Source organism: Methylobacterium sp. 142-1Y (assembly GCF_057747795.1).
The window spans coordinates 5625589-5651180 of sequence record NZ_CM173224.1 but is presented as its reverse complement, the minus strand read 5'-3'; the positions used below and the strand labels follow the sequence as shown (position 1 = coordinate 5651180).

General features: G+C 70.8%; 27 protein-coding genes. 11 read left to right on the top strand and 16 right to left on the bottom strand.

Annotation, left to right across the window (positions count from 1 at the left end; translation table 11 throughout):
* Positions 1-24 precede the first annotated feature (24 nt).
* From AC3AOF_RS25950 to AC3AOF_RS25935, 4 genes are all read left to right on the top strand, one after another.
* Positions 25-690 carry a ceramidase domain-containing protein gene (locus tag AC3AOF_RS25950; RefSeq protein WP_488346891.1) on the top strand — a complete coding sequence of 222 codons (666 nt, stop codon included), beginning with the start codon at positions 25-27 and terminating at the stop codon, positions 688-690.
* Positions 691-800: 110 nt separating this feature from the next.
* Positions 801-2123 (top strand): homoserine dehydrogenase, encoded by a 1323-nt coding sequence (locus AC3AOF_RS25945; protein WP_236988157.1) that lies wholly within the window; start codon positions 801-803, stop codon positions 2121-2123.
* Positions 2124-2292: 169 nt separating this feature from the next.
* Positions 2293-3291 (top strand): class II fructose-bisphosphatase, encoded by a 999-nt coding sequence (gene glpX / locus AC3AOF_RS25940; protein ID WP_236988158.1) that lies wholly within the window; start codon positions 2293-2295, stop codon positions 3289-3291.
* Between the two features lie 92 nt (positions 3292-3383).
* On the top strand, positions 3384-3830 hold the full coding sequence (locus AC3AOF_RS25935) for a GNAT family N-acetyltransferase (RefSeq protein ID WP_236988159.1): 447 nt from the start codon (positions 3384-3386) through the stop codon (positions 3828-3830).
* A gap of 406 nt (positions 3831-4236) precedes the next feature.
* Here the strand turns inward: AC3AOF_RS25935 and AC3AOF_RS25930 are convergent, their stop codons facing one another.
* The 4 genes from AC3AOF_RS25930 to AC3AOF_RS25915 all read right to left on the bottom strand — a co-directional run bounded on the left by AC3AOF_RS25930 (position 4237) and on the right by AC3AOF_RS25915 (position 7336).
* Complete coding sequence (locus AC3AOF_RS25930; protein WP_236988160.1) at positions 4237-5118, bottom strand: tetratricopeptide repeat protein; 882 nt, start codon at positions 5116-5118, stop codon at positions 4237-4239.
* A 260-nt stretch (positions 5119-5378) separates the two neighbouring features.
* Positions 5379-6413, bottom strand: coding sequence for a 5-(carboxyamino)imidazole ribonucleotide synthase (locus AC3AOF_RS25925; protein ID WP_488349058.1), 1035 nt, complete (start codon positions 6411-6413; stop codon positions 5379-5381).
* 89 nt (positions 6414-6502) lie between these two features.
* Positions 6503-7000 (bottom strand): 5-(carboxyamino)imidazole ribonucleotide mutase, encoded by a 498-nt coding sequence (gene purE, locus AC3AOF_RS25920; protein WP_488346890.1) that lies wholly within the window; start codon positions 6998-7000, stop codon positions 6503-6505.
* Between the two features lie 117 nt (positions 7001-7117).
* Positions 7118-7336, bottom strand: a complete 219-nt coding sequence (locus AC3AOF_RS25915; protein ID WP_236988161.1) for a YdcH family protein — start codon at positions 7334-7336, stop codon at positions 7118-7120.
* Between the two features lie 240 nt (positions 7337-7576).
* On the opposite strand from AC3AOF_RS25915, the gene AC3AOF_RS25910 reads away from it, so the two are divergent.
* Complete coding sequence (locus AC3AOF_RS25910; protein ID WP_236988162.1) at positions 7577-7762, top strand: YdcH family protein; 186 nt, start codon at positions 7577-7579, stop codon at positions 7760-7762.
* A gap of 891 nt (positions 7763-8653) precedes the next feature.
* On the opposite strand, the gene AC3AOF_RS25905 is transcribed toward AC3AOF_RS25910, so the two are convergent.
* From AC3AOF_RS25905 to AC3AOF_RS25880, 6 genes are all read right to left on the bottom strand, one after another.
* Positions 8654-9661 carry a GlxA family transcriptional regulator gene (locus tag AC3AOF_RS25905; RefSeq protein ID WP_488346889.1) on the bottom strand — a complete coding sequence of 336 codons (1008 nt, stop codon included), beginning with the start codon at positions 9659-9661 and terminating at the stop codon, positions 8654-8656.
* Positions 9658-10233: an isochorismatase family protein gene (locus AC3AOF_RS25900; RefSeq protein WP_488346888.1), complete on the bottom strand. Its 576-nt coding sequence runs from the start codon at positions 10231-10233 to the stop codon at positions 9658-9660. The genes AC3AOF_RS25905 and AC3AOF_RS25900 overlap by 4 nt, the downstream gene beginning before the upstream one ends.
* Before the next feature lie 99 nt (positions 10234-10332).
* Complete coding sequence (locus AC3AOF_RS25895) at positions 10333-10698, bottom strand: VOC family protein (RefSeq protein ID WP_236988165.1); 366 nt, start codon at positions 10696-10698, stop codon at positions 10333-10335.
* Between the two features lie 71 nt (positions 10699-10769).
* A complete protein-coding gene (locus AC3AOF_RS25890) occupies positions 10770-11459 on the bottom strand; it encodes a helix-turn-helix transcriptional regulator (RefSeq protein WP_488346887.1) in 690 nt (229 codons plus the stop codon).
* Between the two features lie 70 nt (positions 11460-11529).
* Positions 11530-12144 carry a LysE family translocator gene (locus AC3AOF_RS25885; RefSeq protein WP_488346886.1) on the bottom strand — a complete coding sequence of 205 codons (615 nt, stop codon included), beginning with the start codon at positions 12142-12144 and terminating at the stop codon, positions 11530-11532.
* Positions 12145-12211: 67 nt separating this feature from the next.
* Positions 12212-13399: an MFS transporter gene (locus tag AC3AOF_RS25880; protein WP_488346885.1), complete on the bottom strand. Its 1188-nt coding sequence runs from the start codon at positions 13397-13399 to the stop codon at positions 12212-12214.
* 96 nt (positions 13400-13495) lie between these two features.
* Between AC3AOF_RS25880 and AC3AOF_RS25875 the strand changes: the two genes are divergently transcribed.
* On the top strand, positions 13496-14410 hold the full coding sequence (locus AC3AOF_RS25875) for a LysR family transcriptional regulator (protein ID WP_488346884.1): 915 nt from the start codon (positions 13496-13498) through the stop codon (positions 14408-14410).
* A 21-nt stretch (positions 14411-14431) separates the two neighbouring features.
* Here AC3AOF_RS25875 and AC3AOF_RS25870 read toward each other — a convergent pair whose 3' ends face one another.
* The 4 genes from AC3AOF_RS25870 to AC3AOF_RS25855 all read right to left on the bottom strand — a co-directional run bounded on the left by AC3AOF_RS25870 (position 14432) and on the right by AC3AOF_RS25855 (position 19191).
* Positions 14432-15328, bottom strand: coding sequence for an alpha/beta fold hydrolase (locus tag AC3AOF_RS25870; RefSeq protein ID WP_488346883.1), 897 nt, complete (start codon positions 15326-15328; stop codon positions 14432-14434).
* Between the two features lie 84 nt (positions 15329-15412).
* Positions 15413-17650: a xanthine dehydrogenase family protein molybdopterin-binding subunit gene (locus AC3AOF_RS25865; RefSeq protein ID WP_488346882.1), complete on the bottom strand. Its 2238-nt coding sequence runs from the start codon at positions 17648-17650 to the stop codon at positions 15413-15415.
* A gap of 9 nt (positions 17651-17659) precedes the next feature.
* The gene (locus AC3AOF_RS25860; protein ID WP_236988172.1) at positions 17660-18673 is read right to left on the bottom strand and encodes an FAD binding domain-containing protein; all 1014 of its coding nucleotides are present in this window, start codon (positions 18671-18673) and stop codon (positions 17660-17662) included.
* Positions 18670-19191, bottom strand: a complete 522-nt coding sequence (locus AC3AOF_RS25855; protein ID WP_236988173.1) for a (2Fe-2S)-binding protein — start codon at positions 19189-19191, stop codon at positions 18670-18672. The genes AC3AOF_RS25860 and AC3AOF_RS25855 overlap by 4 nt, the downstream gene beginning before the upstream one ends.
* A gap of 267 nt (positions 19192-19458) precedes the next feature.
* Between AC3AOF_RS25855 and AC3AOF_RS25850 the strand changes: the two genes are divergently transcribed.
* Both AC3AOF_RS25850 and AC3AOF_RS25845 read left to right on the top strand, forming a co-directional pair.
* Positions 19459-20841, top strand: coding sequence for a M20/M25/M40 family metallo-hydrolase (locus AC3AOF_RS25850; RefSeq protein WP_236988174.1), 1383 nt, complete (start codon positions 19459-19461; stop codon positions 20839-20841).
* Between the two features lie 49 nt (positions 20842-20890).
* Positions 20891-21622, top strand: a complete 732-nt coding sequence (locus AC3AOF_RS25845) for an aspartate/glutamate racemase family protein (protein ID WP_236988175.1) — start codon at positions 20891-20893, stop codon at positions 21620-21622.
* Here the strand turns inward: AC3AOF_RS25845 and AC3AOF_RS25840 are convergent.
* Positions 21619-22974 (bottom strand): 8-oxoguanine deaminase, encoded by a 1356-nt coding sequence (locus AC3AOF_RS25840; RefSeq protein ID WP_488346881.1) that lies wholly within the window; start codon positions 22972-22974, stop codon positions 21619-21621. The two genes, AC3AOF_RS25845 and AC3AOF_RS25840, sit on opposite strands and share 4 nt — an antisense overlap.
* Before the next feature lie 120 nt (positions 22975-23094).
* On the opposite strand from AC3AOF_RS25840, the gene uraH reads away from it, so the two are divergent.
* Entirely contained in the window at positions 23095-23475 is a 381-nt protein-coding gene (gene uraH, locus AC3AOF_RS25835) for a hydroxyisourate hydrolase (RefSeq protein WP_236988177.1), read from the top strand.
* A gap of 109 nt (positions 23476-23584) precedes the next feature.
* On the opposite strand, the gene AC3AOF_RS25830 is transcribed toward uraH, so the two are convergent.
* Complete coding sequence (locus AC3AOF_RS25830) at positions 23585-23884, bottom strand: hypothetical protein (RefSeq protein WP_336886927.1); 300 nt, start codon at positions 23882-23884, stop codon at positions 23585-23587.
* Positions 23885-24267: 383 nt separating this feature from the next.
* On the opposite strand from AC3AOF_RS25830, the gene AC3AOF_RS25825 reads away from it, so the two are divergent.
* Both AC3AOF_RS25825 and AC3AOF_RS25820 read left to right on the top strand, forming a co-directional pair.
* On the top strand, positions 24268-24540 hold the full coding sequence (locus AC3AOF_RS25825; RefSeq protein ID WP_236988178.1) for a DUF6894 family protein: 273 nt from the start codon (positions 24268-24270) through the stop codon (positions 24538-24540).
* A gap of 171 nt (positions 24541-24711) precedes the next feature.
* Entirely contained in the window at positions 24712-24987 is a 276-nt protein-coding gene (locus AC3AOF_RS25820; protein ID WP_488346880.1) for a hypothetical protein, read from the top strand.
* The last annotated feature ends 605 nt before the right edge of the window (positions 24988-25592 follow it).

The following is a 25592-nucleotide window of genomic DNA, read 5'->3' as shown; positions in this document are numbered from 1 at the left end:
GGGAGCGGCGAGGTGGGGACGGGCATGGCGTCGGGATGGTGGGAGCCGGTGCGCGACTATTGCGAGCGCACCGGGCCGGGGCTGTGGGCCGAGCCGCTGAACGCGGTCTCGAACGCCGCCTTCGTGGTCGCGGCTGCCCTGCTCCTGCGGCGCGGCCGGGCGCCGGACCGGGTCGCCGACGGCTTTGCCTGGCTGATCGGGGTGATCGGCCTCGGGAGCGCGCTGTTCCATACGCTCGCCGTGCAATGGTCGATGCTCGCCGACGTGATCCCGATCGCGCTGTTCATCCACGCTTATTTCTTCGTGGCGCTCAGGCGCTTCCTCGGTCTCTCCGTCATCGTCGCGCTCGCCGGCACCCTGGCCTTCGCGGTGGCCGCCGCGTTCTTCGAGCCCGCCCTGTCGCGGATCGCCGGGCAGCCGCTCTCGCCCCTCACCAACGGTTCGATCGGCTATGCGCCCGCGGCTCTGGCCCTGTTCGGCGTCGGGGCGGCGTCCTGGGCGCGGGGCAGGCGGGAGGGCGCGGCTCTGGTCGGGATCGGGGCGCTGTTCCTGGTCTCGCTGGCGGCGCGCACGCTCGACGCCTCCTTTTGCCCGGTCGTGCCCTTCGGCACCCACTGGCTCTGGCACCTGCTGAATGCCTGCGTGCTCTACGCGCTGGTGCGGGCGACCCGCCGCGCGGGGCCGGCCTGACGCCGCGGGAGCCGCCTTCCTTGCACGGGTCCGGAAACCGTTGCAGAAGGACCCCGCTTGCGGGGCTGCGACATGTCGGCCCCGGCGCCTGCCTGCCCGGATTGTTCGCCATGACTCAAGCCCTCCGCCTCGGCATCGCCGGTCTCGGCACCGTCGGAGCCTCCGTCGTCCGCATGGTCGCGCGCCGCGCCGAGGCGATCGGCGCCACCGCCGGGCGGCCGGTCCGGGTCACCGCCGTCGCCGCCCGCGACCGCACCCGCGACCGCGGCCTCGACCTCGCGGGCGTGACCTGGTTCGACGATCCGGTGGCGCTCGCCCGCTCTGCGGATGTCGATTGCGTCGTCGAGCTGATCGGCGGCGCGGAGGGCAAGGCGCGCGAGACCGTCGAGGCGGCGCTCGCTTCGGCCAAGCACGTCGTGACCGCCAACAAGGCGCTTCTCGCCAAGCATGGCCCGGCGCTGGCCCGCGCGGCGGAAGGCGCCGGCGTCGCCCTCGCCTTCGAGGCCTCGGCGGCGGGCGGCATCCCGGTGGTCAAGGCCCTGCGCGAGGCGCTGACCGGCAACCGGATCTCCCGCGTCTACGGAATCCTTAACGGCACCTGCAACTACATCCTCAGCCGGATGGAGCTGGAGGGCCTGACCTTCGAGGCCTGCCTCAAGGACGCCCAGGCGCTCGGCTACGCCGAGGCCGACCCGACCTTCGACGTCGAGGGTTTCGACACCGCCCACAAGCTCGCGATCCTGACCAGCCTCGCCTTCGGCACCGAGCTCGACGCCGAGGGTGTCTCGGTCGAGGGCATCTCGGCGATCACCCCCCTCGACCTGCGCATGGCCGACGAGCTCGGCTACCGGATCAAGCTGCTCGGCGTCGCCGAGGCGACCGAGGCCGGCATCGAGCAGCGCGTCCACCCGACGATGGTGCCGAAATCCTCGGCCATCGCCCAGGTGATGGGCGTGACGAACGCCGTCACCATCGACACCGATGCGCTGCGCGAGCTGACCCTGATCGGCCCCGGCGCCGGCGGCGAGGCCACGGCTTCCGCGGTGGTCGCCGACATCGCCGACGTGGCCGCCGGCCGGGTGCCGCCGGCCTTCGGACGGCCGGTGGCGGGTCTGAACCCCCCGGTGCGGGCCGAGATGCAGCGCCACGAGGGCGGCTACTACATCCGGCTCACCGTGCACGACCGCCCCGGCGTCGCCGCCGGCGTCGCCGCCAAGATGGCCGAGCGCGAGATCTCCCTCGAGAGCATCCTCCAGCACCGCTCCGAAAGCGCCGCCGCCCGCGACCGCCACGGGCGCTCGGGCCTGCCCGTGCCGCTGGTGCTGATCACCTACGCGGCGACCGAAGCGGCGATCCGCGCAAGCCTCGACGCCATGGCGGCGGACGGTCTCCTCTCGGAGCCGCCGCAGCTCATCCGCATCGAGCGCGAGTGAGCATGGGTGGGCGGCGCCAAGTCGCCGCCCGCTCCGGCCACGGATTGAACGGAAAACGATCCCGCACAATCGACTCTCGACCCCTGGCCGATTGACAAAATTCAGTTCAGCGCCGCCGGATTCTCCTTTAAGACCCGGCCTCAAGGACCAGAACGAGGATCACCAACGCATGTCGGACGCCAAGAAGCCGGGGCCGAGCCAGGTCATCGAGCGCATCCTGACCCTTGAACTGGTGCGCGTCACCGAGCGCGCCGCCGTGGCGGCGGCGCGCCTGCGCGGCCAGGGCAACGAGAAGGCCGCCGACCAGGCCGCCGTCGATGCCATGCGCCGCGAGCTGAACCGCCTGCCGATCGACGGCACCGTCGTCATCGGCGAGGGCGAGCGCGACGAGGCTCCGATGCTGTTCATCGGCGAGACCCTCGGCAACGGCTCCGGCCCGAAGGTCGACATCGCGGTCGATCCGCTCGAGGGCACCACGCTGTGCGCCAAGGACATGCCGGGCTCGGTCGCCGTGATGGCGATGGCCGAGGGCGGCACGCTGCTCGCCGCCCCCGACGTCTACATGCACAAGATCGCCATCGGCCCAGGGTATCCGGCCGGCACCGTGCATCTCGACGCGAGCCCTGAGGAGAACATCCACGCGCTCGCCAAGGCCAAGGGCGTGCCGCCGGCCGAGATCACCGCGCTCGTCCTCGACCGCCCGCGCCACACCGACCTGATCGCGGCGATCCGCCGGACCGGGGCCGGCGTGCGCCTGATCTCCGATGGCGACGTGGCCGGCGTGATCTTCACCACCATGCCGGAGGAGACCGGCATCGACATCTATCTCGGCATCGGCGCCGCGCCCGAGGGCGTGCTGGCGGCGGGCGCGCTGCGCTGCATCGGCGGCCAGATGCAGGGCCGGCTGATCCTCGACACCCAGGAGAAGCGCGACCGCGCCGCCCAGATGGGCGTCTCCGACCCGAACCGCCTCTACGCCCTCGACGACCTCGCCCGCGGCGACGTGGTGGTGGCGCTGACCGGCGTGACCGACGGGGCGCTGGTCAAGGGCGTCCGCTTCGGCCGCCACACCATCCGTACCGAGACGGTGGTCTACCGCTCGCATACCGGCACCGTGCGCCGGATCGAGGCCGAGCACCGCGACTTCGACAAGTTCCACCTGAAGTAGGGTGTTTCCTCGGGGGGCCGCGCGGCCCCCTTGATCCGGGGATCGTTCCCCGCGACCCTGGCGGCGATTCCCTTCGACAGGATCGCCGCCGGATGCCGACCCCCACGATTCGCCCGCTGCACCCCGACGAGCGCGCCGCCTGGGATCCGCTCTGGCAGGGCTACCTCGCCTTCTACGGCGCCACGGTCGCCCCCGAGGTCAGCGACCTCACCTGGGCCCGCCTGCACGACGCGTCGGAGCCGATGCACGCCCTCGTGGCCGAGCAGGATGGCGCCGTGATCGGGCTCGTCCACTACATCTTCCACCGCTCGACCTGGACCGCGGGTCCCTATTGCTACCTCCAGGACCTGTTCACCGCGAAAGCGGCGCGCGGGCAGGGGGCCGGACGGGCGCTGATCGAGGCGGTCTACGCGGCGGCGCGCGAGGCCGGTGCGAGCCGGGTCTACTGGCTGACCCAGGAGGCCAACGTCACGGCGCGGGCGCTCTACGACACGCTGGCGGACCGGCCCGGGTTCATTCAGTATCGGAAGGTGCTGTGAGGCCTCGCTGAGCGGGCCGTATCGGGACCCTCCCCCCACTGCGCAGGGGCTGTCCGGGGAAAGAAGAGGCGCGGGTTCTCTCCTCTCCCCGCGGGCGGGGAGAGGGCTGCTGACCCCTTGCTGGGTCAGCAGCTAGCCCGCAGGGCGAGGGTGAGGGGGTATCTCCGGATGAGCCTCCTCCGGCACCACCCCCTCACCCTCGCTCCGGCTTCGCCTCCGCTTGCTGCGTCTCCTGAACGGAGACACAGCCCTCTCCCCGCCCACGGGGAGAGGGGATTTCCAGCGCCATTCTTTTCCCCGGGCAGCCCGGCGCAGTGGGGGGAGGGTTCAAGCGCGCGTAGAGTCCCAAAGAAAAAGGCCGCCGGCGATGCGCCGGAGGCCCTTTGATCCAAGACTTCTGCGACCCCTACCGGAACAGCGACGCCATGCCACCCTGCATCCGGCCCAGGCCCTGCTTGGCGATCTGGTTGCCCTGGTCGATGGCGACGGCGCGCTGGTAGCTCTCCAGCGCCTCCTGGCGGCGGTTGGACTTCTCGTAGGCGAGCCCGCGATAGGCCCAGGAATCCGCGTCCTTGTTGTTGACGTTGAGGGCCGCGTTGTAGTCCTCGATCGCCTTGTCGTACTGGTTGGTGGCGATCAGGCTCTGGCCGCGGGCGGCGTAGGGCGCCGCCACGAAGGGGTTGCGGTCGATGGCGGCATCGAAGTCGCCGATCGCGGAGCGGTGCTGGCCTTGCGCCTGCCGCACCAGGCCGCGCGCGTGATAGGCCTCGGCCGATTCCGGCGTCAGGCGGATCGCCTGGCTCAGGTCGGAATAGGCGGCCTCGTAGTTGCCCTGCGCCCGCTGCAGGTTGGCCCGGCCGATATAGGCAGCGGTGTAGTTCGGATCGGCGTTGATCGCCTTGGTGAAGTCCTGGAGCGCCGCGTCGTTGCGGCCCGACTGGCGGTAGGCCAGGGCCCGGTTGCCGTAGGCAGAGGCCGAGTTCGGATCGAGCTGGATCGCCTTGGTGAAGTCGGCGATCGCCGAATCGAAGTTGCCCGCGCGGGCATAGGCCGCGCCGCGGGTGTTGTAGGCCGCCGCGTCGCTCGGGTTGCGCTGGATCACGTCCGACAGCGAGGCGATGTTGACCTCGGTGGCGCCGGACTTGTCGGCCTCGACCACCGCGAATTGCCGCGTCGCGGTGGCCCGGCTGACGGTGTCGCAGCCGGCGAGCGCCAGCGCGGTCAGCACCGTCGCCCCCAGCATCCGGGCCGCCGGTGTCACGCGGCTCAAGCCGATCACGTTGTTCATCGCCCGCTCCCCCGGGGCGGCGCATCCACGTCGCGCCGCACACCTTCGCCATTCGCACGCACGCGCCGCTCGAGCCGCGGTCCCGGTGCCGGACAGACCATTCCGGATCGGGGTGAACGCCGGCTTAAAGCGATGCGCCCCCGACGCTTGTGCGGTCCGATGTGGCGAAGGTGTGGCCTCTTACCGCCGCAAGGGCAGGGGAGCGCGCCGCCGGGACCGGGTGTGGCCGGAAAGCCGCACCTGCAAGGGGCCTCAACGGGTCAGGACCCGGTCGCGACCCGGGTGACGTGCCCCATCTTGCGGCCGGGGCGAGCCTCGCCCTTGCCGTAGAGGTGGAGATGGCGGCCCGGCTCGGCGAGGATCCGGGTCCAGTCGTCGGCCTCGGCCCCGATCAGGTTCAGCATCTCGACGCTCGTGCCGGTGAGCGATGCGCTGCCGAGGGGCCAGCCGCAGATCGCCCGGACGTGCTGGGCGAATTGCGAGGTCTCGGCTCCCTCGATGGTCCAGTGGCCGGAATTGTGCACCCGCGGGGCGATCTCGTTGACCACCACGCTCGCCCGGCCGTCGGCGCCGCGCACCAGGAACAGCTCGACCGCCAGCACGCCGACATAGCCGAGCGCGTCGGCGATCCTGCGGGCGATCTCGACCGCTTCCGCGGCGGTCTCGGGCGCCATGCCGGGGGCCGGCACCACCGTGCGGGCGAGGATGTGGTGGCGGTGCTCGTTGGCGCACGGGCTGTAGGCCGAGAAGCGCCCTTCCGCGTTGCGGGCGGCGACCACCGACACCTCGGCCTCGAACGGCACGAAGCCTTCGAGGATGCAGGGCTGGTCGCGCAGGGACGCCATCACGGCGGCGGGATCGGCGACCGCCTCGCGCAGCATCACCTGCCCCTTGCCGTCATAGCCGAAGCGCCGGGTCTTCAGCACCGCCGGCAGGCCGATCTCCCTGATCGCCTCGGCGAGGCCCGCCGCGTCGTCCACCGCCCGGAACGGCGCCACCGGGATGCCGAGGCCGGCGACGAAGCTTTTTTCCGTCAGCCGATCCTGGGTGGTGGCGAGCGCCGAGGCGCTCGGATGCAGCGGCCGGCGCGCCGCCAGGATCTCGGCCGCGGCACTCGGAATGTTCTCGAACTCGTACGTCACCACGTCGACGGAATCGGCGAAGGCCCGGAGCGCCGCCGCGTCGTCGTAAGCCGCGATCGTGCGCCGTCCCGCCACCTCGAAGGCCGGGCTGTCCGGATCGGGGCAGTAGATATGGCATTTCAGCCCGTACTGCGCCGCCGCGACCGCGATCATGCGGCCGAGCTGGCCGCCGCCGATGATTCCGATGGTCGCGCCGGGCGCGATGGCGAGGGTCGCGCCCGGCGCGATGGGGGGCGTGATGCTCACGGGGCGCTCTTATCCGGGTGTTCGGCCACCGCGGCGCTCTGGCGGGCGCGCCAGGCGTCGAGCCGGCCGGCGAGGTCGTCGTCGCTCAGGGCGAGGACGGCAGCGGCCAGCAGGGCGGCGTTGACGGCGCCGGCCCGGCCGATCGCCAGCGTGCCGACCGGGATGCCGGCCGGCATCTGCACGATCGACAGGAGGCTGTCCTGGCCCGACAGCGCCTTCGATTCGACCGGCACGCCGAAGACCGGCAGCGGCGTCATCGCGGCCGCCATGCCGGGCAGGTGGGCGGCGCCGCCGGCACCCGCGATCACCACCCGGAAGCCCGCGGCCTTGGCGCCCTTGGCGAAGGCGACCAGGCGGTCGGGGGTGCGGTGGGCCGAGACGATGCGGGCCTCGTAGGGAATGCCGAGCGCATCGAGCGTCTCGGCGGCGTGGCGCATCGTGGCCCAGTCCGACTGGCTGCCCATGATCACCGCGACGGGGGGCGATGCCGCCATCGTCAAGCGCATCCTCCAGAAAGCGCTGCCAGGCCGCGAGCGGGCCGCAGCCGATCCTGTCGCAGTAGCGACGCATTTGCATTCGTGCAAGCCGAGTGCAAATGCCCGGTCGACCCGTCAGGCGATGATGTCCGGGGTCAGCTGGTCCTCCAGGAACGAGATGCGGTCGCGAAGCGCCAGCTTGCGCTTCTTGAGCCGCTGGAGCTGCAGGCGGTCGCCGGCCATGACCCCGGACAGGGCCTCGATCGCGTCGTCGAGGTCGCGATGCTCCTCCCGGAGCCGCGCCAGCTCGGTCTCGAATTCCTCCGTCGATTCCGCACTCAACTCGAACGCCATCGCCGCCCCAAGTTCTGGAGATATGCCCCTGGAAATATGCGGCGAAGCATGAACCAGGCCCCTGCCTCCGGCAAGGGCGTCGCGAGTGTGTCGGCAGGGTTGTGCAGCCCCTCCTTGGCCGGGCTCCTTGGCTGGGTGCTGCGGTGCACATTACGCAAATGCAATACGGAATGCCTTAGACATCGGCCGCGGGCTGTGGCAGGCTCCGTGTGTCACCTACATGACAGGAGGCAATGGCTGATGTCGCTGAACACGCATCTCTCCGAGCTTGAGCGTAAGCACGAATCGTTGGAGCGCGAGATCCAGGACGCAATCACCCACCTCTCCACAGACGACTTGCGAGTTGTAGAACTCAAGCGGCGAAAGCTTCACCTGAAGGATGAGATCAGTCGCCTGCGGACGACGTCCACCCGCGTGATGCACTAGCCCGGAAAAATTCTCCAGCGCCGCCGCGCCAGCGTTCGACGCGGCGGCCCCTGACCGGAGGACATTCGCCTAGCCCCGGCACCGTCGGAGCCGCCCGACCCGGGCGATTGAAGTCTTCCTTCTTTCTTGTCCTTCTCCGTCGCGATTTCGACGCACCGTTTCGCAGATGTGACTGCAAGATACCGTTTTTAACTGCAGGTTGCCTCGCCTTGCCGGCCGACGTGTCCGGTAGACCTTTCGCATCGACTCGACGACGCCCAGACCTGCAGCAAGCTCTCGGGCCGCGGTCGAGAGATCCTTTTTGGCCTGTTTTGCATCGGCGTGACGGCTATCGCGCCAGAATCCTCCCCCTACGAAACTCTGGCTTGCCCGAGTTTCGCATCCCTATGCCCAAATCAGGCAAGCCCGGTTTGGGAGGGGGGAGGGTGCCCCTCGGATGCGGGGCGGGACGGGGGGCGACGCTTCCGGAGAGGTCGCGACATTCAAGGGCACGTCTGGATCAGCGCCGCGCTGCCCCACTCCCGGCCCTACTGACGCGGGGGTCGCCCTCCCCCGCAGATGCTGGCTGATTCACACTTTTCCTCTGAGATCTAACTATCTGTCAGTATATGCGCCTCCCCTCCCCACAGGGGGAGGCGCACTATCTTCAAAGGAAGAAGCACCGGACCGAGATGTGTGAATGCAATAGCCCGCAAAGGGGGAGGGTTGCTGAGCGGCGTCTGTCGACATACACCAAGTTACCTTCTGGTGCCATGAGCCCTGATGGTCGTCCATTCGCGGGCTGACCCCTCTCCAGCCGCTCGCGAAGCGACCGGACGATCGCTGAGTCGACAAAGCGGGCAAGCGGATTGCACCATCCCGCACAAGCGGTGATTCGGAATCCAGGCGCCGCTACTGCAAGTCCCTGGCGGTACTCGGCGGCTGGTCGTGCCAGCGGCTCCAGGCCCGGCGGAGCTGGCGCGGCGAGGCAAAGCCGGCCCGTTCGGCCACGCGCTCCATGTCGAGGCGGGTCCGGGCCAGCAGGTCGCGGGCGAGCGCCACCCGCAAGCCGTTGATGTAGCGGGGCAGGCTCATCCCGGCATGGCGGTTGAACAGCCGCGACAGGTGGCGCGGGCTCGTGGCTGCGAGGTCGGCCAGCGCCTCCAGGGTCCAGGCCCGGGCCGGATCGGCGCTCACCGCGTCCTGCACCCGGTGGATCGCCGGGTGGAGGTGGTTGCGCCCTTCCAGCCAGGGCGAGAGTTGCGGGTCGTGGCCGGCCCGGCGCAGGTAGACCACGAGGTAGCGCGCCACCGCCGCCGCGCAGGCCGGATCGACGAGGCGCGCCACGAGGTGAAGCATCAGGTCGATCCCGGCGGTGATGCCGGCGCTGGTCAGGCGCTCGCAGTCCTCGACGAACAGCCGGTCCTCCAGCACCCGGGCGGCCGGCGCCAGCGCGGCCAGTTCCGCGCAGGCCCCGTGATGGGTGGTGCAGGCATACCCGTCGAGGAGCCCGGCCCGAGCCGCCAGCAGGGCGCCGGAGCAGATCGAGACCAGGCGGTGGCCCGGTCGCACCTCGGCCCGCAGCCAGGCGACGATCGCCGCTTCGGCCGCCCGCTCGTCCGCGCCCGGGGGCGAGGGATCGCCCAGCACGAGTTCCGCCGTGCCGGCGAGCAACACGATCGCTCCTTCCGGCAGCGGCGACGGCAGGGGCGCGAGCCCCGAGAGCCCGAGTCCGATCGAACTCGTCACCTCGGGGCAGGGCCCGACATGGCCGACCCGGAAGCGGATCCGGTCCTGGATCAGGTTGGCCTTGCGCAGGACCTCGACCGGCCCGGCCACGTCGAGGAGCAGGGTGCGCGGCGGGCACACCACCACGACCGCGATCTCTGGCACGACCGCGATCTCGGCCGGCCCGCTCACGCGGCGAGGCGGGGCGCCGGTCCGGACAGCGCCTCCTCGACCGTGGCGATGCGGGCGAAGCGTCCGGCCAGCACCAGTTCGGTGCGGGCCCGGATCTCCTCGGCGCTCCAACGCCGCCCGGCGGCGTCCGTCATCGCGAAGGTCAGCGTCGCCTCGCCGACGTAATCGACGCCGTAGCCGAGATCGGAGGCGTGGCGTGTGGTGGTCTCGCAGCATTGCTCGGTGCGGATGCCGCTGACGATCAGCCGGCGGATGCCGTTGCGGGTCAGCCAGACGTCGAGCCCGCTACCGACCAGCGCGGAGTGGCGCCGCTTGTGGAACACCGCGTCCGGCGCGATCCGCAAGGGCTCCAGGGGACGGACATGGCCGGAGGCGAGGGAGAACGGTCCCGGGTTCTCGACAGGGGAGTCCTCGACGTGGAAGATCTGCACGACGGGGACGTTTCGCGCCACGGCGCCGTCGATCAAGGCCTGCTGGCGATCGAGGAAGCGGGGCAGGTCCGCCTCGTCCCAGTAGGGGCGGTGGCGAAAGGATTCCTGCACGTCGATGACGAGGATGGCGATGTCCGGCATGGGGCTGATCCTTAGCGGGTGGGACGGCGCCAGGATAGGCACCGTCCCGAGACCCGAAAGGCCGCGCCCGGACCGGAAGCGGACGAAAAAGGACAGGCATCAGTGCGGTCGGAAGACCCGCAGCCGGTGTCCGTCGGGATCGAGGGCCACGAAGGTGCGGCCGAAATCCAGGTCGGTCGGCGGCTGGAGGATCGACAGGCCCCTTGCCGCCCAGTCCGCGTGGGTAGCCTCCAGGGTGGCGTCGTCCACCACCGTGACGGCGATCTCGGTCCCGCCGCCGGTGACGGAAGCGGCCGGCGCGACGGTGTGGCGGGACCACAGGCCGAGCTTCAGCCCGGTCTCGAAGGCGAACAGCACGAAGGTCGGGCCCGCCTCGACCGGGGCGCGGCCGAGCAGGGCGGCGTAGAATCGCCCGCTCGCCTCGGGGTTGTCGACGTAGAGGAGGGTGTAGGTCGGCTGGAGCATCGTCGGGGTTCCCGTCTGGTGCGACGCCCCGGGATCTACGCGGCCCCGCTGACAGATTCCGGCAGCAGCGATCACGCGGCGGGCGCGATGCCCTGGAGCGCCCGCCACTCCCGCATCAAGGCATGGCGGGGGCGGGGATAGCGCTCCCCGGTGAGGGTCAGGGCCTCGATCCGGTCGGTGCGGAAATGGCGGAAGTCGTCCCGCGTCTCGCACCAGGCGACGACGACCCGCACCCGTTCGAAGAAGCCGAGGGCGAAGGGCCAGATCACCCGCTCCGATCCCGCCCCGCCGGCGTCGCGGTAGCGGATCGCCACCCTGTGCTGCGCCCGGATGGCACCGCGCAGGGCGGCGAGGTCGATGCGCTCCGGAACCGCCTCCGCCGGGCCGACGATCAGCGTCGAGGTATCGAGCCGTTCGCGCAGCGCCTGTGGCAGGACGGCAGCGATCTTCGCCAGCGCATCGCCCGCCGCCGCCGCCAGGGGGTCGTCGGTCCGCGCCGCCACCCAGCGCATGCCGAGGACCAGGGCCTCGATCTCCTCCTCGCGGAACATCAGCGGCGGCAGGGTGAAGCCGGGGCGCAGGACGTAGCCGAGGCCCGGTTCGCCCTCGATCGCCGCCCCTTGCGCCTGGAGGCTGGCAATGTCGCGGTAGAGGGTGCGCAGGCTGACGCCCGTCTCCTGGGCCAGGTGCCGGCCGCTGACCGGGCCGCGGTGGCGGCGCAGGACCTGGATGAGGTCGAGCAGGCGTTCGGCACGGGACATCGAGGCAGGCTCGCGCGGATCGGACGTCGCGTCGTCGCAGACGGGGTGCGCGAACGGAAGCCCCCGCGCGTCAGCGAACCGCAACCACCGCCATGCCGGCGCCGACCATGACGCCGCCGGAGACCCGGTTCGCCCGCCGGACCGCCGCGCGGGTGCGAAGCGCGCGCCGCAGCCGTCCGGCGAGGAGAACGTGGCCGCCGATCACCAGGGCCTCGACCGCGACGATGACCGCCGCCAGGAGCCCGACCTGGGGTGGCGTGAGCGCGGCGCCGACGACGTTCGGCAGCAGGGCCAGATAGAACAGCGGCATCTTCGGGTTGCCGAGATTGAGGGCGATACCGGTGAGGAAGCCCGCTGCGAGGCCCGGCCGACTGCCGTCCGCGCGCTCGGCCGGCAGCACCGGCTCCGCGGTCCAGAGCCGGATCCCGGTCCAGACCAGGTAGGCCGCACCGGCATAGCGCAGCACCGTCATGAGCGTCCCCATCTCCCGCGCCACCACGGCGAGGCCGGTGGCGGCCAGCACGAGGAAGGCCAGGATGCCCGCCACCATCCCGAGCCCGTAGGCGATCCCGGCGGCCGGCCCGTGCGACAGGGTGCGGGCGACGATGGTCATGTTGTCGGGCCCGGGGCTCGCGGCGAAGACCAGGAAGGCGGCCGCGAAGGCGAGAAGGGTGGCGGAATCCATGGGGCGCTCCGGATCGGCGACGAGAGATCGCAACCCTATCAAGAGCCGGGCCATGGATTCCGCGGGGTCAAGCCGACGCGCAGGCGGGTTCCGGGCGCTGCCGTCCGCGCCGCAGGCCCAGCAGCAGGGCGAGGGCGGTTGCCGCCGCCGCGGCGCCGGCCAGCGACACCGCCGGGAAGCCGAGACCCGCATCGATCACCGCGCCGCCCAACGCCGCCCCGATCGCGTTGCCGAGGTTGAAGGCACCGATATTCATCGCGGAGGCGAGGTTGGGCGCCGCGGCGGCCGCGGCGACCACCCGCATCTGGAGCGGCGGGACGATGGTGAAGCTCGCCACCCCCCACAGGAAGATCAGCGGCACGCTGGCCCATTCCGAGCGCATGCCCGCCGCGAACAGCACCAGGAGCACGATGAGGCCCGCCAGCGAACCGAGCAGCGTCCCGTCGAGGGAGCGGTCCGCCAGTCGCCCGCCGAGCCAGTTGCCGAGGGCGAGACCCAGCCCGTAGACGACCAGCATCGCCGTGACGAAGGCGGAACCGGCCCCGGTCTCCCCCCGCAGGATCGGCGCGATGTAGGTGAAGACGGTGAACATCGCGCTGGCGCCGAGCACGGTCAGCAGCAGGGCGGCGAGGACGGGGCCGTGCCGCAGCGCGCGCAGCTCCGCCCGCATGTCGGAGCCGGCCTCGACCGGCAGCGGCGGCAGCGAGAGCCGCAAGGCCAGCATGGCCGCGCCGCCGATCGCCGCAATGCCGAGGAAGACGAGGCGCCAGCCCAAAGCCTCGCCGATCCAGGCGGCGAGCGGCACGCCGCCGATCGTCGCGATCGTCAATCCTGAGAACATCGCGGCGACCGCCGAGGCGCGCCGCTGCGGCGCCACCAGACCCGCCGCGACCACCGCGCCGATGCCGAAGAAGGCGCCGTGGTTGAACGAGGTGACGACCCGGGCGGCGAGCAGCGTGCCGTAGCCGCCGGCCAGGCCCGAGAGCAGGTTGCCGAGGGTGAACACGCCCATCAGGCCGATCAGCAGGGCGCGGCGCGGCGTGCGGGCGAAGAGCAGCGTCATCAGCGGCGCGCCGACGAGGACGCCGACCGCGTAAGCGCTGACCAGCAGGCCCGCCGCCGGGATCGAGACCCCGAGATCGGCGGCGATGGTCGGCAGCATGCCCATCGGGGCGAACTCGGTGACCCCGATGCCGAAGGCGCCGATCGCGAGCGCCAGAAGGGGTGGGTTGATCACCGTCGGACGAATCGTCATGGAAAGCTCCCCGGTTGTTCCAGGCCGGAATTACGTCGACCGCGAGGAGGGCGGTAGCCGGGCTCGCGGACCAGGATCTGTGCGTGGGAGTCACGAATGGCGCGCGACGCGACCGACCGGGCCGGGGAGATGGCGGCCTTCGCCGCGGTGGTCCGGGCCGGCAGCCTGTCGGGCGCCGCGCGGGCGCTCGGCCTGACCCCCTCCGCGGTCAGCCGCATCGTCGCGCGCATCGAGGCCCGGCTCGGCGTGCGCCTGATCGTGCGCACGACGCGCAGCCTGCACCTCACGGCGGAGGGCGAGGTCTATGCCCGGGCGGCGTGCCGGGTGCTGGCCGATCTCGACGAGGTGGAGAGCACCATCGCCGACCAGGCCTCGCCGCGCGGCCGGGTCCGGGTCAGCGCTGCCACCGCCCATGGGCGCCTCGTCGTCGTGCCGCTGCTGGCGGAGTTCGTCGCGCGCTACCCCGAGATCACCGTCGAGATCGATCTCAGCGACCAGATCGCCGACGTGCTCGGCGGCCGGGTCGACGTGGCGATCCGCTTCGGGCCGCTGGCCGACAGCCCGCTCACCGCCCGCCGCCTCGGCGAGACCGGCCGCATGGTGGTGGCGGCCCCGTCCTACCTCGCCCGGGCCGGCGTGCCGCGGGTCCCGGCCGATCTCGCCCGGCACAATTGCCTGGATTTCAGCTTCCGGCGCATCGAGCCGGGCTGGCCGTTCCGCGAGGCGGGACGCGACGCGCTGCTCGCGGTGCGGGGCAACCTGACGGCCAATAGCGGCGAGACGCTGGTGCAGCTGGCGGTCCAGGGGGTCGGCATCACCCGGGTGGGCACCTTCCATATCGGCGAGGAGGTGGCGAGCGGCCGGCTCGTCCCTCTCCTCGAAGCCTACAACCCGCAGGACCGCGAGAGCATCCATGCGGTCTTCGTCGGCGGCGCCACGGTGCCGGCACGGGTGCGCGTCCTGGTCGATTTCCTGGCGGAGCGGATGCGCACCCGGTCGGGCAACGGTTGATACGCCTGCGGCAGCCGCCCGTCAGTGCTCCCCGACCTCGCCCAGATGCGCCAGCAGCGCCTCGGCCACCTTCTCCGGTGCCTCGCGGGTCGGGAAGTGGCCGACCCCCTCCAGCTCCACCTGGCGGTAGGCCGCGGTGAAGAACTGCTTCTGGCCCTCGAACGAGGCCGGCAGCACGCAGGTGTCGGTTGCGCCGTGGATCACCAGGGTCGGCACCGCGATGCTCGGGGCTGCCTCGGCCGCCTGCCGCAACTCGGCAAAGCGCGGATCGGCTGCGTCGGCGCCCCAGCGCGAGCGGTAGAAGTTGAGGGTGACGGCGGCCCAGTCCGGGTTCTGGAACGATGAAGCGGTCTTCGAAAAGGTCTCGTCGGTGAACCAGGGGCCGGGCGGGCTCCAGGCCACCCATTGCTCGCGGGCGAAGGCGAGGGGATTCTCGCGCACGAAGGCGGCGCCCGGCGCGGTGTTCATGAACCACTGGTACCAGAAGGCCCGCACCTGCGGCAGCGGCGGCACGCCGATGCGGCCGGGCGCCCACGGCACCGAGAGCGCGGCGAGCGAGGAGACCCGCTGCGGCCGGGCCGCGGCGAGCGTGTAGGCGACGCGCGCCCCCCAATCGTGCCCGACCACCGGCAGGCGCGAGAAGCCCAAGCCATCCATGAAGGCCAGGATGTCGGTGGCGAGCGCCGCCGTCTCGCCGGTCCTCGGGGCCTCCGGGTTCAGGAATTTCGTCGGGCCGCAGCCGCGCCAATAGGGCACGATGGTGCGCCAGCCGGCGGCGTTCAGCAACGGCACCACGCCGTCGAAGGTCCGCGGGTCGTCCGGCCAGCCGTGCAGCAGCAGGACGGGCTGGCCCATGTCGGGGCCGGAAGCCTCGTAGGTGATCTCGACCTCGCCGGCCGTGACGCTGTTGACGTCCATGGGCACTACTCCCCCGTACACGAAACGCTAAGGGGCGGGACCCGCGAAGGTCCCGCCCCATGCACCCCTGAAGCCTCAGATGGGTCAGGCGATGATCTTGTCGATGGTGATCGGCAGCTCGCGGATCCGCTTGCCGGTGGCGTGGAACACCGCATTCGCCACCGCGGCGGCGGCGCCGACGATGCCGATCTCGCCGAGACCCTTGACGCCGAGCGGGCTGACCTTGTCGTCGTGCTCGTCGACGAAGATCACCTCGATGTCGTGGATGTCGGCGTTCACCGGCACGTGGTACTCGCCGAGATTGTGGTTCATGATCCGCCCGAGGTTGTGGTCGAGCATCGACTCCTCTTCGAGCGCCGCGCCGATCCCCATCACCACCCCGCCGAGGATCTGGCTGCGGGCGGTCTTGAGGTTGAGAATTTTCCCGGCCGCGATGGCGCTGACGATGCGCGTCACCCGCACCACACCGAGATCCTCGTCGATCTTCACCTCGGCGAAGACCGCCGAGTGGGTGTAGGCCGAGAAGCGCATGTTGGTGAGCATGCTGGGCTTCACCGTCTCGGTCGCCTCGACCCGCTCGACGCCGCCGGCCCGCATCGCATCGGCGATTCCCACCTTTCGCGAGGGGTCGCCCTGGAGCCGGATCTCGCCGCCCGCGAAGGTGACATGGGCGAAATCGGCATTGGCGAGCGGCGAGTCGGCCATGCCGCGGGCATAGCCGAACAGCTTCTCCGCCACCGTCCGGCAGGCCGCCTGCACCGCCGCCCCGGACGAGGCCGCGGTCCAGGAACCGCCGGCGAGCGGCGCCTCGGGCAACGCCGTGTCGCCGAGCCGGGTGGTGACATGGTCGAGGTCGAGGCCGAGGGCGTCGGCGCCGATCTGGGCCAGGATCGTGTAGGTGCCGGTCCCGAGATCGGCGGTGGAGCAGGCGAGTTCGAGCTTGCCGTCGGGCGTGAGCGTGGCGCTCGCGCTCGACTGCATCATCATCGCCTCCCACACCCCGGTCGCCATGCCCCAGCCGACGAGCTCGCGCCCGTCGCGCATCGAGCGCGGCTCAGGCTTGCGCTTGCCCCAGCCGAACTTCGCCGCGCCCTGCTCGTAGGCGGCGCGCAGGGCCTTCGAGGTGAACTCCTTGTCCTCGCCCTCGTCGCGCTCGGCATAGTTGCGCAGGCGCAATTCCAGCGGATCGACGCCGGTGGCGTAGGCGAGTTCGTCCATCGCCGATTCGAGGGCGAAGATGCCGGTGACGGCACCGGGCGCCCGCATGTCGGAGGGGGTATAGGTGTCGATCTTGGCGAGCTTGTAGTCGAGCGTGACGTTGGGGCAGTGGTAGAGCAGGCCCGACCAGTTGACGACCGCTTCCTGGTAATCCTCGAAGGTCGAGGTGCCGGCGACCGCGTCGTGGGTGAGCGCCTGGAGCCGCCCGTCCTTGTCGGCGCCGAGCGCCACATTCTGGTAGGTCTCGGGCCGGTAGCCGAAGGTGAACATCTGGTCGCGGGTCAGCACCACCCGAACCGAGCGCTTGAGGTCGAGGGCGGCCGAGACCGCGAGATAGAGCTGGTATTGCGGCCGCAACCCCGAGCCGAACCCGCCGCCGACGTAAGGGGTGATCACCCGAACGTCGTCGGGCTTCAGGCCGAACACGCTGCAGACATAGGCCTGCGAGTTGTTCACGCCCTGGATCTTGTCGTGGATGGTGAGCTTGCCGTCGGCCTCGTAGACCACCGTCGAGGCGTGCGGCTCCATCGGGTTGTGGTGCTCGATCGGCTGCTTGTACTCCTGCCGCAGCTGGATCGGCGCCGCGTCGTAGGCGCCGGCGGCGTCGCCGCGCGGGTCCGGCGGCGGCTTGATGCCGGAGCGCTTCTTCGGCGGCACGTAAGCCGCGTCACGGTTCTTCTCGAGGTCGGTGTTCGGGGCTTCCTCGGAATAGGTCACCTTGACGAGGCTGGCGCCGTGGCGGGCGAGCTCGAAGCTCTCTGCGACGACGAGCGCCACCGGCTGGCCGCCATAGACGATCTCGGGGCCGTTCAGCGCCCGGAACGGCGAGCCGGGCGGCGCGACCTGATCGCGGTAATTATAGTCGAGCCAGGCGGTGCGCGGCTTGTTCTCGTGGGTGAACACCTTGATCACGCCGGGCACCGCCTCGGCGGCTTTTGTGTCGATCGCCGTGATGCGGCCCTTGGCGATGGCGCTCGACACGACCACGCCGTGGGCGAGGTCGGGGGCAGTGAACTCGGCGGCGTACTTGGCGGCGCCCGTCACCTTGGCGGGGCCGTCGAGCCGGCTCCGCGCGGTGCCGACATAATGCGAGGGGGTTGCCATGGCGATCCTCTAGGCGATGCGCTTGTCGGTCTGGGATTGCGGCGTGCCGGCGGCGGCTTGGACCAAGCCCCGCACGATGGCGCGCCGCGCCAGCTCGACCTTGAAGGCGTTGTGGGAATAGGGCCGGGCCTCGGCCAGGATCACGTCCGCGGCCTCGCGGAACGTCTCCGGAGTCGCGGGCTTGCCGGCCAGGCGAGCCTCGGCTTCCGCATTGCGCCAGGGCTTGTGGGCGACGCCGCCGAGCGCCAGGCGCGCGGTCTTGATCGTGTCGCCGTCCATCTCGAGGACTGCCGCGACCGAGACCAGCGCGAAGGCGTAGGACAGACGATCGCGCAGCTTCAGGTAGGTGTAGTGCTTCGAGAAGTCCTCGTCCGGCAGGTCGACCGACAGCACGATCTCGCCGTGGCGGAGCGTGGTGTCGCGGTGCGGCTCGTCGCCCGGCAGGCGGTGGAACTCGGCGAAGGGGATGCTGCGGCGGCCGTTCGGCCCCTCGACCTGCACGGTCGCGTTCAGCGCCGCGAGTGCCACGCACATGTCGGACGGATGGGTGGCGATACACTTATCCGACGCGCCGAGGATGGCGTGGATGCGGTTGACGCCGGTCATCGCCGGGCAGCCGCTGCCGGGCTCGCGCTTATTGCAGGGCGTGCCCTCGTCGTAGAAATAATAGCAGCGGGTGCGCTGGAGCAGGTTGCCGCCGGTGGTGGCGGCGTTGCGTAGTTGCGGCGAGGCGCCGGCGAGGAGCGCGCTCGCGAGCAGCGGATAGCGCTCGTTGACCAGCGGGTCGTAGGCGACGGTGGCGTTCGGCACCAGCGCGCCGAGACGCAGGCCGCCCTCGTGCTGGACGATCTCGTCGAGGGGCAGGCGGGTGATGTCGACGAGCCGGCCCGGCCGCTCGACGTTGTACTTCATCAGGTCGACGAGGTTGGTGCCCCCGGCGATGAAGCGCGCCGCCGGATCGGCGGCGAGCGCCTGCACGGCCTCCTGCACGGTGCCGGCGCGGGTATACTCGAACCGGTTCATTCCGCGGCCTCCCGGAACGACGACGCCTTGCTCTTCAGGACGTCCTCGACGGCGTCGACGATGTTGGAATAGGCGCCGCAGCGGCAGATGTTGCCGCTCATGTGCTCGCGGATCTCCTCCCGCGAGCGGGCCCGCCCCTCCTCGATCAGCGCCACCGCCGACATGATCTGGCCCGGCGTGCAGTAGCCGCACTGGAACGCGTCGTGCTCGACGAACGCGGCCTGGACCGGATGGAGGGCCCCCGAGGACAGGCCCTCGATGGTGGTGACCGTGGCACCGTCCTTCTGCACCGCCAGCGCGAGGCAGGAATTGATGCGCTTGCCGTCGACGATCACCGTGCAGGCGCCGCACTGGCCGTGGTCGCAGCCCTTCTTGGTGCCGGTGAGATCGAGCTCCTCGCGCAGGAGGTCGAGCAGGGTGGTCCAGGGCGCGACCTGGAGCCGCCGCTCCTGCCCGTTGACCGTGAGGGTGACCGGGATCGTGCCCGGTGGGGCGGAGGAGCCGCTTTCGCTCAGCATGGATCTGCCATCGATCGAGAGGGGGCCCGGCACCGGCGCGCACCGAGAGGGCGCGCGACCCTGGGCCGGGCGGCATACCCGATAACCGTTCCAAGGTGGGGTCGTTCCCCGAGGGGGTATCGGGGCGCGAAGCGCGCCATGCACCCGACGCCGTCCATCGCCCGCACCTCGCCGCTTCTGGCCGCCGCGCCGCTGCGCTAGTGATGGCGTCACCGCGGCCGGACACCCGTCCCCGCGCCCGCTACGACGCGAACCCGGAGACACCGCATGGCCGCGCTTGACCGGATCCTCAACGACATCGACCGCGACCTCGACACCTCCCTGGAGCGGCTCTTCGCCTTCCTGCGCATCCAGTCGATCTCGACCGATCCGGCCTATGCGGCGGAATGCCGGAAGGCGGCGGAGTGGCTCAAAGGCGATCTTTCCGCCATGGGCTTCGAGGCCTCCCTGCGCGAGACCGGCGGCCATCCGGTGGTGCTCGCGCATTACGCCAAGCCCGGCGCCCCGCACGTGCTGTTCTACGGCCATTACGACGTGCAGCCGGTCGATCCGCTCGATGAGTGGGAGACGCCGCCCTTCGAGCCGCGCATGGCGACCCTGCCGGACGGCCGCAAGGCCATCGTTGCCCGGGGCGCCTGCGACGACAAGGGCCAGGTGATGACCTTCGTCGAGGCCTGCCGTGCCTTCAAGGCGATCGACGGCGCGTTGCCGGTCGGCGTCACCCTGCTGATCGAGGGGGCGGAGGAGGACGGCTCGAAGTTCCTGCCCGAATGGGTCGCGGCGAATCGCGAGGAGCTGAAGGCCGACGTGGCGCTCGTCTGCGACACCGGGATGTGGGACCGCGATACCCCGGCCATCACCTCGTCGCTGCGGGGCTTGGCCTATTTCGAGGTCACGGTGGCGTGCGCCGACCGCGACCTGCATTCGGGTCTGTTCGGGGGGGCTGCCGCCAACCCGATCCGGGTGCTTTCGCGCATCATCGCCGACCTGCACGACGAGCAGGGCCGGGTCACCGTGCCGGGCTTCTACGACGGCGTCCACGAGACGCCGGACGCGGTGCTGGAGCAGTGGCGCGGCCTGAACCTGACGCCCGAGAGCTTCCTCGGCACCGTCGGCCTGAACCTGCCGGCGGGGGAGCGCGACCGGATGCTGATCGAGCAGATCCAGTCCCGCCCGACCTGCGACGCCAACGGCATCATCGGCGGCTATACCGGCGAAGGCACCAAGACGGTGATCGCCGCGAAGGCCAGTGCCAAGATCTCGTTCCGCCTCGTCGGCGACCAGGACCCCGAGGCGCTCGACCGCAACTTCCGCGCCTTCGTGAAAGAGCGCATCCCGGCCGATTGCTCGGTCGAGATCGTCACCCACAAGGGCTCGCGGGCGCTCGCTCTGCCCCACGGCATGCCGGCGTTGGAGGCCGCCAAGGGCGCGCTCGCCGAGGAATGGGGCCGGGCCCCGGTGACCATCGGCTCGGGCGGCTCGATCCCGATCGTCGGCGACTTCAAGCGCACGCTCGGCCTCGACACGCTCTTGGTCGGCTTCGGCCTCGACGACGACCGGGTGCATTCGCCGAACGAGAAGTACGACCTCCAGAGCTTCCACAAGGGGACCCGCTCCTGGGCGCGGATCCTGGCGGCTCTCGCGAAGTAGGACGGCCCACGCCTGCCGCCGGACCGCCGGCGGCAGGTCATCGCGTGACATGTCCTCGATCGCGAAGGGCCTGACGATGCAGCAGAAGGTCATCGGCCTGATCGGCGGGATGAGCTGGGAAAGCTCGGCCGAGTATTACCGCATCATCAACGAGACGGTGCGGGACCGCCTCGGGGGTTTGCGCTCGGCGCGCTGCCTGATGTGGTCGTTCGATTTCGGCGAGATCGAAGCCTTGCAGCATGCCGGCCGCTGGGACGAGGCGACGGCCGCGCTGATCGACGCCGCCCGGCGGCTGGAGCGGGGCGGGGCCGATATCGTGGTGATCTGCACCAACACCATGCACCGCATGGCCGACGCGGTGCAGGCGGCGATCGGCCTGCCCTTGCTGCACATCGCCGACCCGACCGCGGAGCGGATCCGCGCCGCCGGCCTGTCCCGAGTGGGCTTGCTCGGAACCGCCTTCACCATGGAGCAGGATTTCTACAAGGGCCGGCTCGCTGCGCGCCACAGCCTCGACGTACTGGTGCCCGAGGCCGAGGACCGGGCCGAGGTGCATCGGGTGATCTACGAGGAACTGGTCCGGGGCCGGGCGCTGCCGGCCTCGCGCGAGGCCTACCGGGCGGTCATCGCCCGGCTGGTCGCGCGGGGCGCGCAGGCCGTCATCCTCGGCTGCACAGAGATCATGCTGCTGGTGCGGCCGGAGGACAGCCCGGTGCCGCTCTTCGATACGACGGCGATCCATGCCGAGGCGGCGGTGGATTGGGCGCTGGCGGACGGCTAATTGCCGTTCACCAGCCGCCGGCTGAGCGCGTTGTGCCGCTCCGCCAGCCGCTCCGTCTCCAGCGTGAGCAACCGCCCGTCCCGCACCACGATCCGTCCGTTGACGACGCTCAAAGCCACGCCCGGCGGCGCACAGAACACCAGAGCCGCGACCGGGTCGTGCAGGGCGCCCGCGAGGCTGAGCCCCCGCAGGTCGAAGGCGACGCAATCGGCCGCCATGCCGGGCGCGAGCGCGCCGATATCGTCGCGCCCGAGCACCTTCGCCCCGCCCAGAGTCGCGATCTCCAGGGCCTGCCGAGCCGTCATGGCGGCTGGCCCATAGCCGACGCGGGCGAGCAGCATCGCCTGGCGCGCCTCGCCCAGCAGGTGCCCGCCATCGTTCGAGGCCGAGCCGTCGACGCCGAGGCCGACCGGTACGCCCTCGCAGCGCATCCGCGGCACCGGGGCGATGCCGGAGGCGAGCCGCATGTTCGAGCACGGGCAATGCGCCACCCCGGTCCCGGTGCGGGCAAACAGCCGGATGCCGTCCTCGTCGAGCTTGACGCAATGGGCGTGCCAGACATCCGGCCCGACCCAGCCGAGATCGGCGGCGTATTCGGCCGGTGTCTTCCCGAATCGCTCGCGGCTATACGTGACGTCGTCCTGGTTCTCGGCAAGGTGGGTGTGGAGCGAGACGCCGTAGGACCGGGCGAGCACGGCTGCATCGCGCATCAGGCCTTCGCTGACCGAGAAGGGCGAGCACGGCGCCACCACGATCCGGCGCATCGCGTAAGGCGTGGGGTCGTGCCAGGTCTCGATCAACCGGCGGGTGTCCGTGAGGATCGCGGCCTCGTCCTCCACCAGCGCATCGGGCGGCAGCCCGCCGGCGCTCTCGCCCACGCTCATCGCCCCGCGGGCGGCGTGGAAGCGCAGGCCGATCTCGTCGGCCGCTTCGATGCTGTCGTCGAGGCGGCAGCCGTTGGGATAGAGGTAGAGGTGATCGCTCGACGTGGTGCAGCCCGAGAGGATCAGCTCGGCCATCGCGGTTTGCGTCGAGACTCGCACCATCTCGGGCGTGAGCCGGGCCCAGATCGGATAGAGCGCCTTCAGCCAGCCGAACAGATCCGCGTCCTGCGCCTCCGGCACGGCGCGGGTAAGCGACTGGTACATGTGGTGATGGGTGTTGACGAGGCCGGGCAGCAGCACGTGGCCGGCGAGGTCGATCACCGTATCGGCGGTGTCGGGCACCGCCTCCGGCCCGCCGACCGCGACGATGCGGTTGTCCTCGACCAGCACGAAGCCGTGCTCGATCTCGCGCCGGCCCTCGTCCATGGTGACGAGGCGGTCGGCGTTGCGCAGGAGAAGCGTGGCCATGCGGGGGCTCCGGCGGGTCGGGACCGGCATGCTGGGCGCCGGGGAGGCCGCGGGTCAAGCGGCGCTTGACCAAGCGGCAGCCGTCGGGCACCCCGGGACGCCGAGACCGGAGATCCCGCCATGTCGAGCCACACCGCGTCGAGTCACGAGACCCCGCGCCTGACCACCCACGTGCTCGACACCGCCCGTGGCCGTCCGGCCGCCGGGGTGGCGGTGCAGCTCTGGCGCCTGGCCGGCGGCGCGCGGGAGGAGGTCGCCCGCACCCTCACCAACGCGGACGGGCGCTGCGACGCGCCGCTGCTCGCCGGGGAGGCCCTGGTGCCCGGCATCTACGAGCTGGTCTTCGCGGTCGGCGCCTATTTCGCGGGCGCGGGCGACGACGGTGCCGGCGACTTCCTCGACGAGGTGCCGGTGCGCTTCGTGGTCCGGTCCGGCCTGAGCCACTACCACGTGCCGCTGCTGATCGCGCCCTACTCCTACAGCACCTATCGCGGCAGCTGACGGATCATCCGGTTTCCGATTGATCGCTTCGCGATGCGGAAACCGGCTTCGCTCAGGTGCCGCGCGGGCTGGCTGATGCGGTTTCCGAACGGATCGTCCGGAAACCGCATCAGGCGCCCGGCTTCTGCCAGCCCCGGCGGCGCTCGGCCAGGCCGTGCTCGCGGTAATGGAGCAGCGGATTGATCCCCGCTCGCTCCACGTCGGGATTGGCCGAGAGGTAGCCCCTGGTGCTGAACTCGGCGGAGGGATCGCGCCCCTCGCGCCAGCCGAAATGCAGGTAATGCTCGAGGGGATCGCAGCCTTCGGCCGCGACATCCGGATTCTTGCCGAGATAGTAGATCGGGTCGAACCCGCCGACGAGGGCAGGTGCGTCGGCCTTGCGGCTCCATGGTGTGATGCGCCACAGCATCGGACGTCTCGAGGCTCCCTGGGACGAGGCCGAACGCCGCCGGTATTCCGCGACCTTGCGTTGCGTCGGTTGCCCAACGTCAGCAAAGCCGAATCCCGGTCCCGGCGCAAGTAGACCATAGCCGGCTGATCGACGGTTTTCCGCGGCACCCGGCGTCCGCGCGGGACGGCCCACGCGACGGGCCTCATCTCTGCCACAAGTTGCGGTCTCACTGGGCATGGGCGGCGGGGCGCGTTGCACAGGAGTTGACGATGGGACTCGTCATTCTCGACCCCCAATCGGGCCATCGCGTCGAAATCGGCATGGCATCCCCCGATCAGGGGACTGGTCCCGGAGGGACGAACAGGGCAGGTAGAGCCGACGCTCGGCCGGAAGGACTGCCCATGCCCCGATACTTCTTCAACACTCACATCGGCCAGGACGTCATCACCGATCTGAGCGGTGAAGAATTGCGTGATCCCGATCATGCCTGGGAGGCCTCGCGCGCGATCATCCGCTCGATGATGGACGACCCGAAGAACCAGGATCGGCTGCTTGCCGCGAGCCTGGTGGTGACCGACGAGGCCGGCGAGGTGGTGCTCGAATTTCCCTTCGCCGAGGCCCTGGCGGGGGACGCGCCCGAGGAGCCGTGGCACGGGACGCCGAACGCCCATTGAGGCCGTCGCGACACTGGACCACCCCTGCTCCGTGGCCGTGAGACCATGACAATCGTCCGCCGCGCCCTACATGCAGGGAGGGCGCCGGGGGCGGGCCGCACTCGGCGGCACGTTCGGCCCGGCGCCCTCCGAGGCCGCGGCTCGCCCGCGCCTCGCAAGAGGGATGACGTCATGGCGACCCAAGACAGCACCGCGCGCGGACAGGCCGAGACCCGCGCGGCGCGGGCCCAGATGCAGGCCGAGATGGCGGCGCAGGCCTGGTCCGACCTTGCCAATGCGGAGCGTAGCCGCGACGACAATACGGCTCGCCTCAAGGCCCTGCGCCTCGCCCGTGAGGCCGAGGATGAGGCCGCGGCAGCCTCCAAGGCCGCCGCGAAGGCCGCTCCCAAGACCGGCGCCAAAACCGTCACCAAGGTCGCCCCGAAGGCGCGGGCCAAGAAGAGCTGAAGGTTTGGAGCTGCAGATTTAGAGTTGCAGGTTTCTTGGCAGGGGACCCGTCGCGGCCCCGTGCATCCGGTGAGCGACACCGGTCCCTCGTGATTTCGAACGAGCCGGGCGATCCGTCCGCACGAGATCGGGGGCCGTGTTCCGCGCGCCGAAAGGGGCGGCCCGGGAGGGCCGCCCCTTTCGGCGCGCGACGCCATGGGGCCCGCAAAGCCTAACAAGCGGTGCCGCCATCCGGCAGGCCGATAATGCCTCGTTTCCGGCCGCGCCGCTCGTGCCGGCGCGCTCGTGACCGGATCGTCGCACCCCGAATCCGGGCCGCGATCGACGGAAAGGAGGCCGATGACGCTCGGGGGCGCATCGGTCCGGCAAGAGCATTTTCCGACGAAGTGGAAACCGGTTCGTCGCAGAAAATGCGTCAAAACAAAGGCCTAGAGAGCTTCGCGATTGCAACGCGATCGTGAAGCGCCCTAAGCAGACTTGCGTTGGCAGGCCAACGCTTCGTCCGCTTAGATCCTTGTTTTATCGCAGATTTTTTCCGCAAAACCGGCGGCCACTTTTGCGAAATCTGCTTAGACCGGAGGCGTCACGGTTCCGCCCACGCAACG

Bases quoted from the DNA above. Each gene is read 5' to 3' on its own strand.
- AC3AOF_RS25950 (WP_488346891.1), top strand. From the start codon at position 25: ATGGCGTCGGGATGGTGGGAGCCGGTGCGCGACTATTGCGAGCGCACC.
- AC3AOF_RS25875 (WP_488346884.1), top strand. From the start codon at position 13,496: ATGGCGCGCGACGCGACCGACCGGGCCGGGGAGATGGCGGCCTTCGCC.
- AC3AOF_RS25895 (WP_236988165.1), bottom strand. From the start codon at position 10,698: ATGCTCCAGCCGACCTACACCCTCCTCTACGTCGACAACCCCGAGGCG.
- AC3AOF_RS25860 (WP_236988172.1), bottom strand. From the start codon at position 18,673: ATGAACCGGTTCGAGTATACCCGCGCCGGCACCGTGCAGGAGGCCGTG.
- AC3AOF_RS25925 (WP_488349058.1), bottom strand. From the start codon at position 6,413: ATGATCGCGGTCGCGGCGGCGCAGTACGGGCTGAAATGCCATATCTAC.
- AC3AOF_RS25825 (WP_236988178.1), top strand. From the start codon at position 24,268: ATGCCCCGATACTTCTTCAACACTCACATCGGCCAGGACGTCATCACC.
- AC3AOF_RS25830 (WP_336886927.1), bottom strand. From the start codon at position 23,884: ATGCTGTGGCGCATCACACCATGGAGCCGCAAGGCCGACGCACCTGCC.
- AC3AOF_RS25850 (WP_236988174.1), top strand. From the start codon at position 19,459: ATGGCCGCGCTTGACCGGATCCTCAACGACATCGACCGCGACCTCGAC.
- AC3AOF_RS25870 (WP_488346883.1), bottom strand. From the start codon at position 15,328: ATGGACGTCAACAGCGTCACGGCCGGCGAGGTCGAGATCACCTACGAG.
- AC3AOF_RS25845 (WP_236988175.1), top strand. From the start codon at position 20,891: ATGTCCTCGATCGCGAAGGGCCTGACGATGCAGCAGAAGGTCATCGGC.
- glpX (WP_236988158.1), top strand. From the start codon at position 2,293: ATGTCGGACGCCAAGAAGCCGGGGCCGAGCCAGGTCATCGAGCGCATC.
- AC3AOF_RS25935 (WP_236988159.1), top strand. From the start codon at position 3,384: ATGCCGACCCCCACGATTCGCCCGCTGCACCCCGACGAGCGCGCCGCC.
- AC3AOF_RS25890 (WP_488346887.1), bottom strand. From the start codon at position 11,459: ATGTCCCGTGCCGAACGCCTGCTCGACCTCATCCAGGTCCTGCGCCGC.
- AC3AOF_RS25945 (WP_236988157.1), top strand. From the start codon at position 801: ATGACTCAAGCCCTCCGCCTCGGCATCGCCGGTCTCGGCACCGTCGGA.
- AC3AOF_RS25885 (WP_488346886.1), bottom strand. From the start codon at position 12,144: ATGGATTCCGCCACCCTTCTCGCCTTCGCGGCCGCCTTCCTGGTCTTC.
- AC3AOF_RS25915 (WP_236988161.1), bottom strand. From the start codon at position 7,336: ATGGCGTTCGAGTTGAGTGCGGAATCGACGGAGGAATTCGAGACCGAG.
- AC3AOF_RS25855 (WP_236988173.1), bottom strand. From the start codon at position 19,191: ATGCTGAGCGAAAGCGGCTCCTCCGCCCCACCGGGCACGATCCCGGTC.
- AC3AOF_RS25880 (WP_488346885.1), bottom strand. From the start codon at position 13,399: ATGACGATTCGTCCGACGGTGATCAACCCACCCCTTCTGGCGCTCGCG.
- AC3AOF_RS25910 (WP_236988162.1), top strand. From the start codon at position 7,577: ATGTCGCTGAACACGCATCTCTCCGAGCTTGAGCGTAAGCACGAATCG.
- uraH (WP_236988177.1), top strand. From the start codon at position 23,095: ATGTCGAGCCACACCGCGTCGAGTCACGAGACCCCGCGCCTGACCACC.
- AC3AOF_RS25840 (WP_488346881.1), bottom strand. From the start codon at position 22,974: ATGGCCACGCTTCTCCTGCGCAACGCCGACCGCCTCGTCACCATGGAC.
- purE (WP_488346890.1), bottom strand. From the start codon at position 7,000: ATGGCGGCATCGCCCCCCGTCGCGGTGATCATGGGCAGCCAGTCGGAC.
- AC3AOF_RS25900 (WP_488346888.1), bottom strand. From the start codon at position 10,233: ATGCCGGACATCGCCATCCTCGTCATCGACGTGCAGGAATCCTTTCGC.
- AC3AOF_RS25820 (WP_488346880.1), top strand. From the start codon at position 24,712: ATGGCGACCCAAGACAGCACCGCGCGCGGACAGGCCGAGACCCGCGCG.
- AC3AOF_RS25930 (WP_236988160.1), bottom strand. From the start codon at position 5,118: ATGAACAACGTGATCGGCTTGAGCCGCGTGACACCGGCGGCCCGGATG.
- AC3AOF_RS25865 (WP_488346882.1), bottom strand. From the start codon at position 17,650: ATGGCAACCCCCTCGCATTATGTCGGCACCGCGCGGAGCCGGCTCGAC.